Origin of the sequence: Paenarthrobacter sp. FR1, assembly GCF_051106045.1 — a bacterium.
Lineage (GTDB): Bacteria > Actinomycetota > Actinomycetes > Actinomycetales > Micrococcaceae > Arthrobacter > Arthrobacter nitroguajacolicus_A.
This window is the reverse complement of sequence record NZ_JBPFSF010000006.1, coordinates 208,988-227,202: the sequence shown is the minus strand read 5'-3', so window position 1 is coordinate 227,202 and position 18,215 is coordinate 208,988. Positions and strand designations below refer to the sequence as shown.

The window sequence follows — 18,215 nt, the reverse complement described above, 5'->3', positions numbered from 1 at the left end:
AATTGGCGGTCAGCCTGAGCCAGCTGTTTCTAACAGGGTGCATTCGCATCTTGGGCTCGTCCACAATTTGCGGGCCGGTATTCGGAAATCGATGTCCAGTCTCGGGACTAACGACGGTATTCTCAGGCTGAATTACAGACATCCGTACGCGCCTCGGGTACATTCGCAGTGGGTGCGGGACTGGATTCAGCAACAAGGCGGTAACCGTCCAGGGCAGTTATGTCGCCTGCCAGGTCCATGTCCAAGCTAGTTTCCGCGGATTTCGAGCGGTTCGATGCGAAACGGCGGTTCGCATGGCCAGACAAGCACCCCATTCCCCAGCCGCGAATTCTCCATATCGAGCACATCGACTCGGGTGACGCCCCCATCAGGTCGCGCCAGTTCGTAAATCCGGCGCTGATGCCAGTGCCCGCAAAAAACGTGCGGAACCCCTAGGGTATCGACGACTTGTCTCAGCAACATCCTGGTGCGGCCGGCGCGTTCCGCCAGTTCAGAGGAAAGTTTGAAGTCGCTGACGAGCGGGACACCTGCGGGCGCGTCATGGGTAATGAGTAGGTCAACGGGGCCGCCCGCAACGAGTCGCTCAGCTTCCTCCAATGTAGGTTCTTCATCCGGCCACCAGTCCTTTCCCTCGGTTCTGTGGCGGAAATCCACGCTAAAGGCACCTCCCAAGCCCCCGACGACCAAACCTTCCACCACGGTGCGTCCACCTCTAGGGAGCACTCGGATATTAGATCGCAGCGTAGCCAAACCGTCGGCCTCAACTACCATCTTCCCCAGTGTGTCCCAATTGTCGTGATTGCCTCCCGACACGACCAGCATGATGCCGAGATCTGCGAGGTACTTATTGAGTTTGGATTCGTATCGTCCGCGTTTGGCCCCTGGCCAATCCAACCCGAAATCACCTACATGGAGCGCAGTACGCACTCCAGCACGAGCAGCTGACCGTACGGACGTCAGCGCCCAGCCTGAGTTGCCATGCCAATCGCCAAATATTGCAATGGGCCTGTTGTCATGATCATGCATCCGTCAAGCATACGGAGAACCGACGTGTTGAGCCTCCGCTGCCTGCTCTGATGAGTAGGCAGTCCGGTGTCGGTGAATCCGCCGGGTTCCACGACGGCCTAAACGTTCCGTTGAGAAGCTGTCACGGGTTTCCCGAATGAGGTCCTGACCAGGATCAGCCCGCAGAAACGCGAACTCATCGCGTGACTGAAGAGCCTTGACACGGGTGAGAAGAGTCGACCTGTAGTCGCGGACACGGTTGTTCCCGTGACTCTCTTCTTAGAGGATCGCCATGTCCAGTGCCGTTTCAAGATCTGAGCACCTTCAGGCAGTCCCGTAAGGCAGGTCAATTGCGGTACACGTCATGATTGCAACGCCCATGATGTGACACGACACCAAAAGCGTGTACCCCCCCGGTAGGGCGCCGGAAGCAGTCTGCATCAGCGGGGTCGCGACTCCCGACGCTGCATTCCCTATCCGTCCTGCATAGGTGAGTGACACGCACTCAATCTCGCTACGCAACCCAATCGGGTAACTGTTGCGTGGTAAACAGGCAACGTGAAGCTAACCCTGACCTACCAAGGCCCGCTACCTGCCAAACAGCGCGGTGTATCACCGATCAAGGCTGACCTGCGAAGAGCCTTCCATCCGCAAATCTCGGCCCAAGTGGAACGGCTTCTGGGTGGCAATAGTCGACAGCACGTGACGACATCTATGGGCGAGTACGAGTTTATTTCCCCGGCGCATTCAAACTTTCATACAGCTGTAGAACTTGACATCCTCATGCTCGCCCCGCGTGGCCGACGGCCAGTGGGGGATACTGATAATCGGCTGAAGACCTTGATCGACGGCCTCACTCGTCCGGCCAATTCCAACCAACTCCAGGGCTTCCGTGCGCCGGACGACGGCGGTGCGACCTATTGTTTGATGGACGATGACAGCCTTGTACAGCGCATTGGCGTAGATAGTCGAACATGGCATGTGCCGCCTATTGGCAGCAGTGATGCTCTGGTGGTCGTCACCGCGACAATCGTACTTAGTGAAACCGTAAATATGGATAGCCCGGTAGGGAACATTTTCTTGGTGCTATGAGCCCGCTTTGAGCGATGTATGCGATTCCCAGTGAGTGAAGACGCAGTGAAATCTATGGTCTAGTTGAGATCATGATTCCTCAAGGACTTCACATTGCCTTGCTCATCGACGCTGACGAACAAGCGCAACGTGCTGCGGACGCAGGCTGGGAAACGGCAAGATGGACTTTCTGGCTTGTCGTCGCGACATTTCTGCTAGTGGCGGGCGCCGTCGCAGCTGCAATATATGCGCGGCGCACGTGGATGGCTGCCCAAGGCCAGCTGGAGGCGGCCGTCGTGTCGGAGCAAGAACGCGAGGCCCGAAATGTGTCAGCTTGGCTAGAGATTAAGCGCAGCACTGTGAGCGTTTTTGTAAGGAACGGGAATGGTGGTCCCGTCTATGACGTAGTTTGCACGCTTGAAGCTAAGACAAGCACGGAAACTAACACGCCTTCTGCAAACGTGGAGTCTTGGAGTCAGATGGCATTGGGGCCGGCATCCGTTGATGACGGGCGCGGGCGAGAGCTGAGAATGAATTTCTCAGAAGAGAGTCTCGTCTTTTCTTATGACGACGCGCACGGCAGGAGGTTCTCAGAAAAGGGAACTACGAAATACGTAGTACTCGACACCCACGACGACTTCAAGTTGTGGGATGGAAGTCCAGATACAACCGGTCTAGCTGTTAGGTTGACGTTTCGGGACTCATCTGGCAAGAACTGGCACCGGGCGTGGACCGGCGAGCTGACGCTGCAGCCAGCAGCCTAACTACGTACGCAGCCCTATACCCTCTGCCCTCTAGTGTCACTGACACATTGCGGCTTTTAGGGAAGGTTCGAACAGGTAATGCTCACGGACGATGTCAGCGGCCACCTCAACCGCATCCATCATTTTTTCCTCGGTCGGCAGGTTCGCTGGGTGAGCGACATTGTTTCGGACCGCAAGCAGGCGTTCTTTCGTGTTTTTCGGAAGTTGAAGACCGATCTTCGTGCTCACATCGACCAAGGGTCCAAACGTCTTCCTATGCATTGCCCACTGGTAGAAGTCCGACGACGTATGGGAACCAACGACTGCCCGCTCCAGAGCGTCACTTAGAGCTGTCTCGGCGGCACTTGCGGCGTCAAACACCGCTCGTCTGAGGTCCCCTTCAGCTGCGCTGCGCTGAGCTGCCGCAATCAGAGCTAGCGGGAAGGGTGCTGAGTCACCGGCGCTTGTCCTGTCCAAGGCAAACCGCCATTGTTCGAGGGTCAAAGCGTACTTCGGCTCCAACCACTCAATCGATGATTCCATCAGAGCTTCATGCTGGATGTCGGTGTTTTGCCAAGTCAGACCTTCAGGGCTAACTATGTCGGTCGTTCCATCTGCTAGGACCGCAAGCCAGTCCGCCAGCCGCGAGATCCAAGCTCTCGCAAGCTTGGGAAATCCAATTGGGTAAGTCGGACGCCCGTCATCCATGTAAGTGTGATCAACGTGCAATACGAGGGATTGGATGGTGCAGTTTCCAGCACCATTCCACTTTCCCCATTGTTGTTCGGAGCTTCCGTATGGCGAAGTTTCGTCCCAAAGGGGAGGGCCCGGCGGCGGAGATAGGCGCGACCGGCGGTACACATCACTGCTGGACCGGTTGGGTTCGCCGGGGAGAAGTAATTCTCCTAGGTGCGTCCCCATGTTCATTGGCAAGCGGCCGCCCAGCACGCGGATTTCGGAGAACACGCCGTATGGAAGCCGTGCAGCCACTAGCTCCCAGTCTTGTTGTTGCCTTGAGGCATCAGAGTCCAACTACTTCCTCAGTTCGTTTGGCTGCGTGGCTTTGTCCGGTTGGATGCTGCCGGTCAATATTGCGGTTGAACCTAAAGAGGGGAGATCTCGACGATTTCGGACGTGTCGCGGCTAGTGACTACGAGTCCGCCTCCGACAACGTCCAAGAGCATCATCCCGCGCTGACCCACCTCTAGCTTGATGATTTTGAGGAGCGGTATGGATTCGGCATCTTTCCTCAGCTCGGACACGCTGACCTTTGCATAATCTGGTGTTGGTTCGAGCTCCCCGACGAAACGGACGATGTGACGAGGCTTTTCCAGGCAGATGAGGTAGTTGCTACCCGTCTTGGTGCGCATTCGAAATGAGCCAGTCATGTCATCCAGTACTTCGAGCATGCAGCTATCCTCCCAGATCACGCACCCGGCTTCGGCGACGTAGGGACCCTGTGTTTGTGCTGCCGGATTACGTATTTGTAGTGGTATCGCCACCAATGTGAAATCTCCGAAACGAGGAAACTGGCCCGGCCTACCCCTGTAGAGGGTGGGCCAGTGCTGCCCTGTGGCCCACCCAGGTGAACAGCGTGGGCTCGGAGACTCCCCAGCCCTCAACAGCACAACCCACCATCACGGCCTCGCTTGTCGTCTTGGCTTTTGACCGTCCGAAGGTCACCAAGACAGCATCGCCGCCGGCACCTGCAGCGCACCCGGGTATGTCCCTTTCCATGTTCCTGGCCAAGTACGAGGGCACTTGCACGATCCTGCCCGGCTACACCACAGCCGAATGCATGGCCATTTTTAGTAGTTACCACTACGATGCTGTCCTCGGCAGGCCGTACAGCTCGCCTGGGGCTAAAGACCTGTGGCCTCAGGAATGGGCCGGGTACGAGAAAATCCCAGCCAGTCAGCCTGCCCAACCCGGTGACGTGGTCACTTGGTCAGGCCGGTACGGGTCCTACCAGGGCGGAGGCTACGGACATGTGGCCATCTTCATTCGCGACAACGGCAACGACACCCTGAACGCCTTCGGCCAGAACCCCAACGCAGCTACTGCGCTCACATTGTCGAAGTCGCGCAGACCGGGCGATGCCGATGATCGTGCTGGCGCGCCATTGTGACCCCTTAAGCGCAGGGACCCCGCGGTCATTGAGGTCGTGGGCAATTTCATGGATCCTTCGCCATCCAGGATACGTTGGCAGAATTCTTTGATGATCACTGCCTCGGCCTCAACAACTGTGGCGTCTTTCAGCTGTCCGTAGACTCGCTGCCCCGCCACGCTCCACTTTTGGCTAGGTCCAATTGCTTCGCTTGATTCTCTCTTGGGATTTTTCGCGCTCGTGGGCCGCCACTGCTCCCACGATGTTGGCTCTCAGCCGGCCCGAGGCGGAAGCGAGATCTGCCTCGCCACCATCCGCCACCGAAGCAATCAGCACGTTCGTAGACAAGGAAAGGGTTATGTACTCCTGGAGTTTAGTCATGTTGCGGTGGAGGCGGTCCAGCGAGTAGACGACGACCACATCAACGGCGCAATCTTGCATGAGCTGCCTGAGCTTGAGATACGACGGACGCTTCTTGAGCCCGCTCGCCGAAATGTCGTTGTCTTGGAGTTCTTCTACGACCTCATAGCCATGCTTCTGGGCGTACTCACGGCAGTCTTTCAACTGTCTGTCGACGCCATGCCCACTGTGTTCCAAGTCCTTGGAGATGCGGGCGTACAGGGCGGAGCGAAGGGTCATGAAAACAGCCTAGGTGGAGGTACCGACAATGCTGTCTCAGCCGGGCTTGTCGTGTCGTCGTGGGCCATCGGAGCGTGGCGCACTAGCCTTTAACTCGTGACTGAGAAGAATGCCGCGGCTGCCAAAAAGATTTCCTATCCGGACGTGAAGGATAAAACCGTAAGGGAGTTGTATGGGACAGCCTTTCGTTGCGGTCGCCCTGAGTGTGGCAAACCGCTTTTTCTCCAGGACAATGAAACAGGCTTTCGTATCCTCAATAGCGCGGTGTCACACATCCACGGAAAAAGCTCCGGAGGCCCCAGATTTATCGTTATGGATCCTGAGGCGAATCGAGCATTCGAAAACTTGATACTCCTTTGTTTGGAAGACCACACCCTGGTGGATGCCAATCCCCAGTGGTTTACGGCAGACATGCTTCGTGGGTGGAAGGCGGCCCAGCTCAGTGAGTGTCAGCAACTCAACTACCAACCGTATGGAAGCCTCTCAGATCAAGAAGTGGAAGAAGCCCAACGGCTGTCAGTTGAGTCGGAAGATGTCCGCTCAGACTCACTACTGAGACTTGTGCGTTGCATCGAACAGCTCCGGCTGGTGTCACTCGACGCTAGAAGTAGGCCCGCAAAAGTGGCGCGAGCATGGAAAGCTGCAAGGGACCAGGTTCGCAATTCTTTGTATGCCTGGGACGACGAAGGTGAGCTGGTCTATGCCGAGCCGCCTCGGGCAGAAACAGAGGAGTATCGTTCCTTGCTGATAGATGCGCTCGGGGAGGCCGGTGGCGAGGTCTCAGGGGTTGTGCAAGCCGCGAAGACGGAGCTGGCGGCCGTTCGAGTGAGCCATAGTTCTGTCGCGGCCTACTGCGATTGGATCTCAAGGGCGATTGACCTAGTCGAAGTCGCATCACGGAGGTGGCCAGCCGCACCGCCCTTCGACGACGATGAGCAGCTTGCCGAATCCCTAAACGGCCTTCAAACAGCCCAAGATGCGCTTGTCAAGGCCACTCGTGGTGAAATGATTCCTGTCCCAATGGTCACGCCTGAGCCCCAGCCGCAGGCGGAGGACGCTGTGCAGGTGCGAGTTGACGAGCACAAGTCACTACTTGAGCGTGCTCGGCCTTTCAACAGGGTGAAACACAAGCCATACGATCCGGAACTCCGTGAGGAACTCGCGAGTTCGACAGCACTCGCTGCCCAACTTCCCGAAACCTCTACTTTCGCGCCGTTCGGAATCACTGCAGCCTCCAGACTTGCCGTGGCTGTTGCAAGGAATGCTGATACCGATGAGCTGACGGGCCTGATTGCCAACGACCAGTTGCGTAAGCCTGTCTGCGCGGCAGTATCTCTGCTGGCAGAGACCTATCGGGAATTCAAAGATACCGAGAAGTCTGACGTCGCGACCGCGGCCGGAGCGGCGATTGTTGAACTTGTTCATGGTGAGGATTGGGCTAAAGCTGATTCTTGGAAAGGTAACGAACTCCATGCAAACCGAATCTTTGGCTTTCTCTCTTCGCTGGCTTCGCCCCATGAGGTCAGACATATACTGTCTGCGGCGTTGGAATCGAACCCTGGCATCATGCCTACCGTAGTCCTCTCATGTGGCTCGTGGATGGAAAGGAGCGATCCTTTACCGCCCCATGATTTGCAGTCGATAGGTCGGACGTACCGGACACGGCCGGAGTGGTTTCCTGCCCAGCAAGTCCTAGGTCTGGCGGAAGAGTGTATAGACGAATTCGCCTCAGGCAGCCAAGATAACGCCGACTTTGCCTCACTCATCCGAGAGATAGCAGACGTCTATGGCGGTGAGTCGGCTCCGGCGGAAACGAACGAGTGAGGGGCCAGGACTAGGGCTGGTTGACTGCGCGCGGTTACATTCCCAGTATTCCGCCGTTTCATGACGTCTCCTTACGTTACGGGTATCGCCTAGTTGCCGCCATTCAAGACTTCGCCCCAAGACGGTGGCGCGCCTAAGATAATTTGGATTCATGTCGCCACCCGAGATCGCAAACCTGTCTATTGCCTTGGTCGCTCTCTTAGTTGCGATGGCAAGTTTGGCGTACGCTTGGCGCACTTTTGCTCTCCAACGCCACTCCACCTCAATCGCTGGGCTCGAATTCCTACACGTTGAGCGTTCCGAAGAGATCACAGACGAGACCACGAACGGCTTATCCGTACGCAAGGTCCGGTCGTACTTCGTTTCTACGATTCTCTCTATCGGTCCCGGTCTCCGCTACGGGGCGACCGGCGCTGTGTGGGGTGAAGGGGAGTTCGAAGTTCTAACCCCTCAGGTTCGAGTGTGGGGACCGGAGCACCCTGGCATCGAGTTTGAACTCAAACGCACGCGCGAGGGCAGCTGGGAGGACGTTTACTGTGGCGTGGTTTGGGAGACTCCTCGGATGTTCAAGAAGGGATTTACGACGCACGGCTATCGCCTCAAGGTCCCGGCCCCTGGTAGTCGAGAGCATGAGTTTTTGGCAGAAGAGTGGATGCCGAGATCTGGCAAATGGCGTGCCCTCAAAAAGGGACGACAGCCGAGCCCGGGCCCACTGGCTGAGGCCTCACACACGGGAGCCTCCTTCAGCACACAGCTCGGACGGCGCTATCCTGACGTCGATTGGCTTGCTGGCTTCCTTGGACCGATGAGGCGCAAGGGCAAAGACCAGGAGTAAGCCTGGGCCTTTTGCGCATTAGCGGCACAGGTACACGCTTTTGCGTACGTGCCACTGATGGGATTACCAAGATCTGTACAGCATGGGGCATCAGGTCTCTGGCATCGGAACTGTACGTTCACTGATTCGGCAAACTAGAGGATCGGGGCAACAAACTTCCAATTTAGACTGGCCACGATGACCCAGTTCACAGACAAGGGCCCCGCGCGATTCCGCTGATCCGTTGATGGAAGTCCTTCCAAGTAGGGCTATGCCTCACATACGTCTGAGAGATCGGAAACCTGCTCGGGATCAGCTGCGGAAGCGGCTGGTCCCGAGTTTTTTATGCTCCGAGCGGCCCGGTGACCGCCAAGCATTCGACATATTAGGTCAAGTAAGACTTGCGTAATTATGGTGATGCTGATCACTTTTGACCCATCCTGCTTTGCAGGTAGGCAAGGCATACCTACTCTTACAGAAGCACGCCTTCCCAACACTCAGGCCTGCACGGACGAAGGTCCCCTAAGAGTTTTTGTTCGCAGAAAGAACCCCCCCCCATGAACATCCCCAAGAAAGCGCTGGCCGGAGTCGCCCTTGCGGCAACCGCAGTACTTGGCCTCAGCGCCTGCGGCTCCAATGCCGGCAGTGCCCCCGTGGCGTCAGGTTCCGCCTCCGGAGGCGCAGTCTCCGGTGAAATCACGGTGTACAACGCCCAGCACGACACCCTGACCAAGGAATGGGTGGATGCCTTCACCAAGGAGACCGGCGTTAAGGTCACCATCCGACAGGGCTCGGACACGGAATTGTCCAACCAGATCGTCCAGGAAGGCCAGGCTTCCCCGGCTGACGTCTTCCTGACTGAGAACTCTCCAGCAATGGCGCAGGTAGAGAACGCAGGGCTTTTCGCCGACGTGGACAAGGCAACCCTTGACCAGGTTCCCGCTGAATTCCGTCCGTCCACCGGCAAGTGGACCGGCATCGCTGCCCGCTCAACCGTCCTGGTGTATGACAAGAACAAGATCAGTGACGACCAGCTGCCCAAGTCGATGCTGGACCTGGCCAAGCCGGAGTGGAAGGGCAAGTGGGCAGCTTCGCCTTCCGGTGCCGACTTCCAGGCAATTGTTGCCGCTCTGCTTGAACTCAAGGGCGAAGCGGCAACCGAAGAATGGCTCAAGGGCATGAAGGAAAACTTCAAGGCCTACAAAGGCAACAGCACCGCCATGAAGGCAGTCAATGCCGGTGAAGTCGACGCCGCGTTGATCTACCACTATTACTACTACGGCGACCAAGCCAAGACCGGCGAAAACTCAAAGAACGTCACCCCGTACTTCTTCAAGAACCAGGACCCGGGAGCTTTCCTCTCCGTCTCCGGCGGCGGCGTCCTCAAGTCCGCCAAGAACGCGGTCGCTGCCCAGGCATTCCTGAAGTTCATCACCGGCAAGCAGGGCCAGGAAGTCCTGAAGAACGGCACGTCCTTCGAGTACGCCATCGCCTCTCAGGTGGATGCCAACGCCAAGCTCGTCCCGATCAAGGACCTGCAGGCCCCCACAGTGGACCCGGCCAAGCTGAACTCCGCCAAGGTCACCGAGCTGATGACCAAGGCAGGGCTCCTCTAGTTCTGTGATCACCGACCTCCCGGCTTCCCGACCACAAGGAACGGAAAGCACGACGACGGCGGGCAAGGGCAAACGCCCTCGCCCGCCTTTCGGCGTTTCCACCGTGTCCATCCTGGCGGTGTTGATAGCCCTGTTTTCGCTTCTTCCGCTGGGCTACGTCGTCTACATGACCGTCGCGACCGGCTGGGACACCGCCGTCGAGCTCATCGTCCGCCCGCGCGTGGGTGAGCTGCTGCTCAACACGATCCTGCTGACCGTCATCACCATCCCGCTGTGCTTGCTGCTGGGGGTCGGTGGTGCGTGGCTGGTGGAGCGGACAACGCTCCGGGGGCGCCGCTGGTGGGCCGTTGCATTGGCTGCCCCGTTGGCTATCCCTGCATTCGTCAACAGCTACGCCTGGGTTTCGGCCGTGCCGTCGCTTGAAGGACTCTGGTCCGGGGTGCTGATAGCCACGCTTTCCTACTTCCCGCTGGTTTACATACCGGCAGCGGCCACGCTTGGCCGCCTGGACCCGGCCATCGAGCAATCCGCCGCCTCCCTTGGGCTGGGTCCGTGGGCAGTGTTCCTCCGGGTGGTCGTGCCCCAGCTCCGCATTGCCATGACGGGCGGGGCCCTGCTCGTTGGACTGCACCTCCTGGCCGAGTACGGCGCCTTCGCCATGATCCGCTTCGACACCTTTACGACGGCGATCATGGTCCAGTTCCAGTCGACGTTCAACGGTGCCGCCGGCAACATGCTGGCCAGCGTTCTCGTGGTCCTCTGCCTTTTCCTGCTCCTCGCTGAAGTGAAGAGCCGCGGTACAGCGCGCTATGCACGCATCGGATCGGGTGCCCAAGGCAAGACCACGCAGCTGCCGCTGGGTGGTTACCAGCTGCCGGCCCAACTGAGCCTCTTGGCGCTCACTGCGCTGGCATTCGGTTTGCCGCTCTGGTTTGTCCTGAAGTGGGTGATGGCAGGAGGCGCCGAGGTCTGGGAGGCGGAGGAATTCCTTCCGGCACTTCTTCAGACCCTCCTGTACGGGGCTGTTGGAGCGGCTGTGACCACTGTGGTTGCCTTCCCCATGGCTTATCTGGCTGTCCGGCACCCCAGCTGGTTCAGCAAGCTGCTCGAACTCTCCAACTACGTCACCAGTTCCCTTCCGGGAATCGTCGTTGGCCTGGCCTTTGTGACCGTCAGCATCCGGGTGGTGCCAGGTGTCTACCAGACGGCAGGAGTCCTCGTTGCGGCCTACGTGTTGCTGTTCCTTCCCCGGGCGTTGGTCAACCTGCGCTCCGGCCTCGCCCAGGCTCCCCAGGAACTCGACGAAGCTGCGCAATCCCTGGGCAAGGCCCCCTTGGTGTCGTTCTTCAAGGTGACGCTGCGGCTCACGACCCCGGCCGCTGCCGGGGGAGCGGCCCTGGTGTTCCTGGCCATTGTCAATGAACTGACAGCCACGCTGCTCCTGGCGCCCAACGGCACACGGACCCTGGCCACGGAATTCTGGAGCAAAAGCAGCGAGATCGACTACACCGGGGCAGCTCCCTATGCCTTGCTGATGATCCTGCTCTCGGCTCCCATGACGTACCTGCTTTTCCAACAGTCCAAGAAAGTAGCCGGACAGTGACAGAACAAGCCCCTTCCCGACTTCCGTCGCCCCGGGTGGCACCCTCCGTGGCCCCGACCACGAACTCACACCTGGACATTTCCGAGGTCACCAAGAATTTCGGTTCCCAGGCTGTCCTTAAAGGAGTGAACCTCTCGGTCGCCCGCGGCGGGACCACCGCCATCGTTGGCCCGTCCGGCTCCGGTAAAACCACGTTGCTTCGGCTCATCGCGGGCTTCGAACATCCGAACACCGGTTCCATCAGCTTGAACGGCCTTCCCGTGGCGGGAGAAGGAGTCAAGGTCCCGGCGCATAAACGCCACGTCGGGTACGTTGCCCAGGACGGTGCACTGTTCCCGCACTTGACCGTTGGACAGAACGTCGCCTTCGGTTTGGATGCCGGCAAGCTCGACGGCGGCCGCCGGGCTGTGCGGGCCCGTGTGGAAGAACTGTTGGACATGGTCTCCTTGGACCCCGCCATGGCAAAGCGACGTCCGCATCAGCTCTCCGGCGGTCAGCAGCAACGCGTCGCCTTGGCCCGTGCGTTGGCCCGCGAACCTGAACTGATGCTCCTGGATGAGCCCTTCTCGGCACTCGACGCTGGCCTGCGGGTAGCCACTCGCCGTGCCGTGGCGAAAGTTCTCAACGCCGCAGGGGTGACCACCATCCTGGTCACCCACGATCAGGCCGAGGCCTTGTCCTTCGCCGACCAAGTGGCCATCATGCGTGGCGGGCGTCTGGCGCAGATCGGCAACCCCTTCGTGGTGTACACCCGTCCGGCAGACCGGGCCACGGCAGAATTCCTGGGCGAAGCAGTCATTCTCGATGCCTGGATGGAGGGCTCCCTCGCGACGTGTTCCCTTGGCGGCATCGCCGTCCGGCGACCACCGGCCCAGGGGAAGGTTCAGCTCATGCTGCGCCCGGAACAAATCCGGATTGCCCCGGACGGACCGATCCGTGGCGTGGTGGTCGATACCGACTACTTCGGCCCCGAAACGACCGTGCGTATCAAGCTGGGCGCGTACACCGCAGAAGACGGGGCGGGGCAGGGCCAAAGCCATCGCTACCCGGGCGGTGGCGAGATCATCACCATCCGGCACTGGAACGCGTCGATCACCAGGCCGGGCACGGAACTTTGCCTCCGTGTGGTGGGTGAAGGAGTGGCTTTCCCTGTAGGGGAGTAGCCAGCTCAGGTGCCACCTGCCGTGACACGCAGGTGGCCCGGCAGGGGAGGAGCTTGGGAACGGTAGCTATGCCCGGTGGGCGTCCGGACTTCCAAGGTATGGACAGAGTCGGTGTCGTTCCGGGCCGGCTCTGTTTTGCTGCTCCAACCCGGGTTTTCTTTAGTGTGGTTGCAGGCTTCGCAAAGTCCGGCGCCGTTGTCCAACGAGGTGGATCCGCCACGACGCCAAGGGACTACGTGGTCGATGTGCCGAATGGGCGCGTCGCAGTACGGTGTCCGGCACAGGTTGTCACGAACCTCTATGATGCGGCGCATTCCCTGCGGAAAGAAGCGGGACCGCGAGTCCTCGGCGATGAGCTCCCCGGTGCCGGGTGCTGTATAGAGGCGGCGAAGCCAAATATGGAAATCACCGTCGGGATCGCCGTGGGCCTTCGTTGTAAATACAAGGTCTCTGGCCCACTGGGCGGGGACAACCCCATAGCCGGTCAGCCGCGCCGGTTCGGAGTCGTTGTCCAGGAGGGTGCGGTCTGTCATCACCAGCTGCAGGTCAATCCCGGAATAGCCGGCGGATGAACCGGTGATCCGCTCAACCAGGGTGTCGGCCATAACCTGCCCCCGACCGCGTTGCTCACCACCAGGACGGGACCGGGCTGAGTCAGCGGCCCGCGTGAGTGCCGCGTAGGCTGCGACGCCTTGGGCTACAGGAAGCAGGGCGGTCAGGATGGTCATCGTGTCAGGTGCCGGCCGCAGACTCACGGTCCTCTCATTCGCGGCACGTGCAGCCCGCTGGGTTACCGAACGCGGATCACGGCGATAGGCTGCGGCTTTCGCAGCGGCAACGATGGCCTTGTCCCCGGCGCCTTCGAAGGTTCCGGTATCCGGCGCGAGCTCTTCATCCACGGCCGCCCGATCCTCATCGGACAAGCAGGCGGTCTCCTTGGCGAGTAGGGTGGCTCTCCACTCATTCAACAGCCCCGCATCCACGGCGGCCATGGTGTGTGGCATCTCCGTGACCAATGCCCGGGCCAAGCCAAGGAGTCGGGAGCCACGGTTTGGGGATTCCCTCCGGGCGGGCGCCACTTGCGCTCCTACACCCTTGCCACGTTCGGAAGCCGGGACTCCGGCCTCAGCCTGCTCAGCGCGTTGGGCAAGGTCGAAGGCCACCGTGATTTTGGCCTGAAGTCCCGAGATAGCCGACTTCATGCCTTCCAGTACCCGCAGTTGGTTGATCAGATCCCGGCTTATCGAGCTGGGAGTGGCTGAGCTTGGAACGGCGGGAAACTCCCGGTCAGAAGGAACCGGCATCAGCGCGGCGCTGACTCCTGCATCCACTGGTCTCTCCGGCTTTCGTCCCATGTTCCTACTCTTGCAGGAGGCACCGACATTATTAGCCGACGAGCTAAGCCCGTAGCCGGGCAGCCTCGCTCGCCAGCTCGGCTTCCAAGGTCTGAATGCTCGGCAGGCTCGCAACCAACTCATCTGGCAACGAGTCGGCCAGGGAAGTCCGCCACTCCGCGATGCCTACAGGCGCGTTGAAACCCCGCAGTGCGTACTCGGCCACTACGCTGTTTTTCTCCTTGCATAGCAGCAACCCGATGGTCGGCTTGTCATCCGGGTGCGCCATGAGATCGTCCACGGCCGCCATATACATGCCCAACTGGCCGAGGAAGCCGGGCTCGAACTTCACCGCCTTAAGCTCGATCACCATGTAGCAGCGCAGTTTCAGGTGGTAGAACAGCAGGTCGGCGAAGAACTCGTCGCCGGCAATCTCCAGCCGGACCTGCTCGCCCACAAAAGCAAAACCCTGGCCCAGTTCCAAAAGGAATTTCTCCACGTGCTTAACCAACTGCAGCTCCAGGTCCCGTTCGGTGTGACGGTCAGCCATGGACAGGAAGTCGAAGACGTACGGATCCTTGGTGGCCTGCTGGGCGAGGTCGGAATCGGCCGGAACCATGGTGGTCTTGAAGTTGGTGATGGCTTGACCGGACCGTTCGTGCAAGCGCGTTGAGATCTGGTGTGTCAATACGTTGCGCGACCATCCGTGCTGGGCGGCCGCCGCCGCGTACCAAAGCCGAGTGGCGGCGTCGTCGAGTTTCTCCAGCAGCGCGATCTGGTGGTACCAAGGCAATGTTGCAAGCGGTGCTTGCAACATTGGGAAGTCGGGCCAGGCCTGCGCGAAGCTCTTCATATACCGCAGGTTCCTGGGGGAGAAGCCCTTAGCCTCAGGGAACCTCGTGCGGATATCGGCGGACAGGCGTGTGACCACTTTGGCACCCCAGCCTTGCTCGGATTCACGTTCCGCCAACTGCCGGCCGATGCTCCAGTACGAATTCAAGAGCTCGCTGTTGGCCGCTGCCATTGCGCGAGTCCGGCCTACTCGGACTTCCTTCGCCACAGTGTTGAGCAGGGCGGGGTACCACTCGGGCATGGCCGACGACGCCGGGACGCCGGGAAATGAGGCCTCGGTGACGAGCTCTTGGGACGGCATATGTCTCCTGTCGATTGCTGTTGTGATCACGCTAGGGAAAGGCACTGACAAAATAGAGGGGTGAGTGCAGCCGGCGAATTTGTGGACTACACGCTCCAGCGTGAATCGTCGTGGGAGAAGGCCGACGAGGCCAGCGAACGCCTCGGCGAGGCCTTGACGGTGTACGGGGCGTCCGTGGGCGCAGTGCGCGGAACAATCCGGGATGCCCTGAAGCGGTACAAGAACCTCAGCCATGACGACATCACCGCCTTAAGCTCTGAACTGTGGGAGGAGCCGGTTTTCGAACGTCGCCTCGCGGCCGTGGTCCTGCTGCAAACCAAGGTCGGCGTTTTGGTGAACACCGATCTGACCCGTATCGAAGGTTTCATCAGGGACGCCGGGACCCGGGAACTGGTGGATCCGCTGGCCAAGGACGTGGTTGCGCCGTTGCTGGCCCGGCTCGAAGGGCTGGCGAAGGACCGCGCTGAGCGCGTTCTGGATCGTTGGGCGACCGACCCGGACCCTGAATTGCGCCATGCCGCGGCCCTTACCGCAGGCCCTTCCACCCCTTGATAAGCATCAACGACCGGCTTAGCGTTTCCCTCAACACATGCCAGTGACTTGAAAGGCAGGTTGTTTGATGAAATCGCTGTGGTTGGATCGCGAATCCCAGTTCACGTCCGACCCGATTCCGGACGAAAAACATTTCGACACGATAGTGGTCGGCGCGGGACTTACGGGCCTGGTGGCGGCACTGCTGTTGTCCAGGTCCGGCCAGCGTGTGGTGGTCTTCGAAGCGCGCACGCTGGGTGCGGTGACCACAGGTAACACCACCGGCAAGTTGAGCCTCCTGCAAGGGGGAGTGCTTTCGGCTCTCCGCAGCCAGTACTCCTTGAAGGTGGTGCTGGCGTACGTGGAGGCGAACAAGACGGGACAGGCCTGGCTCACGCAGTACCTGGAACAGCAGGGAGTTCCCTTCCAGCGCCGGACGGCTGTCACCTTCGCAACAACTAACGACGGCGGCCAGCAGCTCCGTAAGGAAGCAGCGGTTTCGCGCGACGTGGGTTTGGACGTCCACTTCAGCCGTGACCCGGGACTTCCGTTCCCTGTGGTTGAGGCTCTGGAACTGGAAGATCAGGCGCAGGTCCACCCGATGGACGTGCTGGACACCCTGGCGAGGGACATCCGTGAGCACGGCGGCCTCATTGTTGAGGGTGTCCAAGTGCAGAATGTGGGTTCAGAGCAACCCCTGGAAGTCTCCACACGCAAAGGAACCTTCACCGCGGACACCGTAGTGCTGGCCACAGGTACGCCGATTTTGGACCGCGGCCTGTACTTCACCAAGCTTGAACCCAACCGTTCCTACGCCGCTGCCCTTCGGCCACCGGTGGGGACCTCCATCCCGCAAGCCATGTACCTTTCCATTGACGCGCCTACCCGGTCCCAGCGCACCCACCCCACTGCAGGGGGCGAGTTACTCCTGGTGGGCGGCTACGGGCACACGGCTGGCCGTGCATCATCACCGAAACAGCACGTGGACGATCTCCTGGGATGGGCCAACAAGTATTATCCCGGGGCTGAGCTCACCCACACGTGGTCTGCCCAGGACTACCAGGCGACCAACCTCATGCCTTTCTTCGGCAAGCTGCCGAGGGGCCATGGCCGGATCTTTTTCGGCACCGGATACAACAAGTGGGGGATGAGTAACGGTGTCGCGGCCGCACTGTCCATTACCTCCGACATCCTGGGAGGCCAGTCCGACTGGGCGACGGCCATCCATCACCGCGTGACGTCACCCCAAGGCGCCCTCCAGGCCGTGCGGCTCAACGCCGGTACGGCCAAACGAATGATCGAGGACAAGGTTAAGGTCAGGAGTAACCCGGAGATCACGGACGAAACCCGTCCGCCTGAAGGGGCCGGCGTCGTGGGACTCTACAAAGGCGAGCCGGCGGCAGTGTCTACTGTTGAAGGCAAAGTTTGTATGGTGTCTGCCAGTTGTGCCCATTTGGGCGGCTTGTTGACATGGAACGATGCCGAGAAATCCTGGGATTGCCCGCTGCACGGTTCCCGCTTTACGCCGGAGGGCACGTACCTTGAGGGCCCGGCGACGCATCACCTGCAGAAATCGGTGGGTAAGAAAAAGGATTAGCCCAGCCGGTCCACGCGGCGCTGCGCTTGATCCGCGGTGCGGCGCAGTTGCGTTGCCGTCCTTACGGCAAGCTTTTTGTCCGATTCTGCGGCGTCCGTATCGCGGGTGAGTCCGATCAGCTCGGCTTCCAGGGAAGCCAATCGTTTTTTGGCGTCCTCTATTTCGGCTTTGAGCTCGGTTCTGCGGGCATCCAATGTCTCGATGGCAGCCCAGGCTTGAGAGGCGGCTTCTTCGGCGCCTCGAGCTTCTTTGTCAGCTACTTCGAACTCGTTGCGGGCCTCTTCCAGTGCTGCCCGCTGCTTGGCGGCACGCCGCTCCGCCAGAGACGTAGCCTCCTCCTGCGGTACTTTTTTCCTGGTGGCCGACTCTTTGGGAGGGGTTGGTTCCTTACCCTGCGACGGTTCTTTCCCGCTGGGTTTGACCAATTGTTTGGTGGGGTCCTCAGCGTCATTGGTGTCCTCCGGCCCTGCCGCAGCCACAGCATCGGTGAGGTCCACGGACTCGAAGCCACTGCCGCTCAATCCCCTTACCAGGCGGCCTGTCCCTACGGCAGCGCCGGCGCCGGCGTCTGCCATCGCGGCTCGGAGGGTCTGCTCAAGGTCGGTCGCGGCGGCTGCGCTCAGGGGCGCTCCCAGTTCGCTCGCCAAGTCCTTGGCCGCCTTCACGGCTGACGCCAGCTGCCCTTGCCGTTGCTGGCCGAGTTCGCGAAAAGCCTCGGCGTCAGAGTCCTCTTGAGCGGTGCGGAGGGAAACGCCAAAGCGTACGACGCCGTCAATCACCTCGGGTTTATGAACCGCAAGCATGTTGACGGCCCAGGCGCCGGCAGCCGGCTTGGGCAGGCCACTGATCGCCTTCGCCAGTTCCTTGTCGCCACCCTCCTTGGCTTGGCGAACCAAGGCAGAGCGTGAAGCCGTGAAGTCGCGCGGCATGACGGCGTACAACTCCTGGGCGGCATCGCGGAGGTCCATGAACCCATCCTAGGGTTTCGTCACGGCAGTCCTCCGGATCGAGTCGG

16 protein-coding genes are annotated in these 18,215 nt (G+C 60.1%); 9 read left to right on the top strand and 7 right to left on the bottom strand.

Features of this window, described 5'->3' with window-relative positions:
• Window positions 1-246: 246 nt before the first annotated feature.
• Entirely contained in the window at window positions 247-1,026 is a 780-nt protein-coding gene (locus ACR30Z_RS13850) for a metallophosphoesterase (protein ID WP_434373091.1), read from the bottom strand.
• Between the two features lie 537 nt (window positions 1,027-1,563).
• On the opposite strand from ACR30Z_RS13850, the gene ACR30Z_RS13845 reads away from it, so the two are divergent.
• Both ACR30Z_RS13845 and ACR30Z_RS13840 read left to right on the top strand, forming a co-directional pair.
• Window positions 1,564-2,097 (top strand): hypothetical protein, encoded by a 534-nt coding sequence (locus tag ACR30Z_RS13845; protein WP_434373090.1) that lies wholly within the window; start codon window positions 1,564-1,566, stop codon window positions 2,095-2,097.
• A gap of 98 nt (window positions 2,098-2,195) precedes the next feature.
• Window positions 2,196-2,840, top strand: a complete 645-nt coding sequence (locus ACR30Z_RS13840) for a hypothetical protein (RefSeq protein ID WP_434373088.1) — start codon at window positions 2,196-2,198, stop codon at window positions 2,838-2,840.
• 36 nt (window positions 2,841-2,876) lie between these two features.
• Here ACR30Z_RS13840 and ACR30Z_RS13835 read toward each other — a convergent pair whose 3' ends face one another.
• Complete coding sequence (locus tag ACR30Z_RS13835) at window positions 2,877-3,809, bottom strand: hypothetical protein (protein WP_434373087.1); 933 nt, start codon at window positions 3,807-3,809, stop codon at window positions 2,877-2,879.
• A gap of 113 nt (window positions 3,810-3,922) precedes the next feature.
• Window positions 3,923-4,228, bottom strand: a complete 306-nt coding sequence (locus ACR30Z_RS13830; protein ID WP_434373086.1) for a hypothetical protein — start codon at window positions 4,226-4,228, stop codon at window positions 3,923-3,925.
• A gap of 185 nt (window positions 4,229-4,413) precedes the next feature.
• Between ACR30Z_RS13830 and ACR30Z_RS13825 the strand changes: the two genes are divergently transcribed.
• The gene (locus ACR30Z_RS13825; RefSeq protein WP_434373085.1) at window positions 4,414-4,947 is read left to right on the top strand and encodes a CHAP domain-containing protein; all 534 of its coding nucleotides are present in this window, start codon (window positions 4,414-4,416) and stop codon (window positions 4,945-4,947) included.
• Between the two features lie 171 nt (window positions 4,948-5,118).
• Here the strand turns inward: ACR30Z_RS13825 and ACR30Z_RS13820 are convergent, their stop codons facing one another.
• Complete coding sequence (locus tag ACR30Z_RS13820) at window positions 5,119-5,565, bottom strand: recombinase family protein (RefSeq protein ID WP_434373084.1); 447 nt, start codon at window positions 5,563-5,565, stop codon at window positions 5,119-5,121.
• 96 nt (window positions 5,566-5,661) lie between these two features.
• Here ACR30Z_RS13820 and ACR30Z_RS13815 point away from each other — a divergent pair, with 96 nt between their 5' ends.
• From ACR30Z_RS13815 to ACR30Z_RS13800, 4 genes are all read left to right on the top strand, one after another.
• Window positions 5,662-7,389 carry a hypothetical protein gene (locus ACR30Z_RS13815; protein ID WP_434373083.1) on the top strand — a complete coding sequence of 576 codons (1,728 nt, stop codon included), beginning with the start codon at window positions 5,662-5,664 and terminating at the stop codon, window positions 7,387-7,389.
• Between the two features lie 1,371 nt (window positions 7,390-8,760).
• On the top strand, window positions 8,761-9,819 hold the full coding sequence (locus tag ACR30Z_RS13810; RefSeq protein ID WP_434373082.1) for an iron ABC transporter substrate-binding protein: 1,059 nt from the start codon (window positions 8,761-8,763) through the stop codon (window positions 9,817-9,819).
• A gap of 4 nt (window positions 9,820-9,823) precedes the next feature.
• Window positions 9,824-11,422 (top strand): ABC transporter permease, encoded by a 1,599-nt coding sequence (locus ACR30Z_RS13805; RefSeq protein WP_434373080.1) that lies wholly within the window; start codon window positions 9,824-9,826, stop codon window positions 11,420-11,422.
• Complete coding sequence (locus tag ACR30Z_RS13800; RefSeq protein WP_208760011.1) at window positions 11,419-12,585, top strand: ABC transporter ATP-binding protein; 1,167 nt, start codon at window positions 11,419-11,421, stop codon at window positions 12,583-12,585. The genes ACR30Z_RS13805 and ACR30Z_RS13800 overlap by 4 nt, the downstream gene beginning before the upstream one ends.
• A gap of 5 nt (window positions 12,586-12,590) precedes the next feature.
• Here ACR30Z_RS13800 and ACR30Z_RS13795 read toward each other — a convergent pair whose 3' ends face one another.
• The gene (locus ACR30Z_RS13795) at window positions 12,591-13,940 is read right to left on the bottom strand and encodes an HNH endonuclease (RefSeq protein WP_434373078.1); all 1,350 of its coding nucleotides are present in this window, start codon (window positions 13,938-13,940) and stop codon (window positions 12,591-12,593) included.
• Between the two features lie 43 nt (window positions 13,941-13,983).
• Window positions 13,984-15,072: a PDDEXK nuclease domain-containing protein gene (locus ACR30Z_RS13790; RefSeq protein WP_434373077.1), complete on the bottom strand. Its 1,089-nt coding sequence runs from the start codon at window positions 15,070-15,072 to the stop codon at window positions 13,984-13,986.
• 60 nt (window positions 15,073-15,132) lie between these two features.
• Between ACR30Z_RS13790 and ACR30Z_RS13785 the strand changes: the two genes are divergently transcribed.
• Together ACR30Z_RS13785 and ACR30Z_RS13780 are read left to right on the top strand one after the other, a co-directional pair.
• Complete coding sequence (locus ACR30Z_RS13785) at window positions 15,133-15,624, top strand: DNA alkylation repair protein (RefSeq protein WP_144651562.1); 492 nt, start codon at window positions 15,133-15,135, stop codon at window positions 15,622-15,624.
• Between the two features lie 67 nt (window positions 15,625-15,691).
• Window positions 15,692-17,200 (top strand): FAD-dependent oxidoreductase, encoded by a 1,509-nt coding sequence (locus ACR30Z_RS13780; RefSeq protein WP_434373076.1) that lies wholly within the window; start codon window positions 15,692-15,694, stop codon window positions 17,198-17,200.
• Here the strand turns inward: ACR30Z_RS13780 and ACR30Z_RS13775 are convergent.
• Window positions 17,197-18,168 carry a hypothetical protein gene (locus ACR30Z_RS13775; protein WP_434373075.1) on the bottom strand — a complete coding sequence of 324 codons (972 nt, stop codon included), beginning with the start codon at window positions 18,166-18,168 and terminating at the stop codon, window positions 17,197-17,199. The genes ACR30Z_RS13780 and ACR30Z_RS13775 overlap by 4 nt on opposite strands.
• Between the last annotated feature and the right edge of the window lie 47 nt (window positions 18,169-18,215).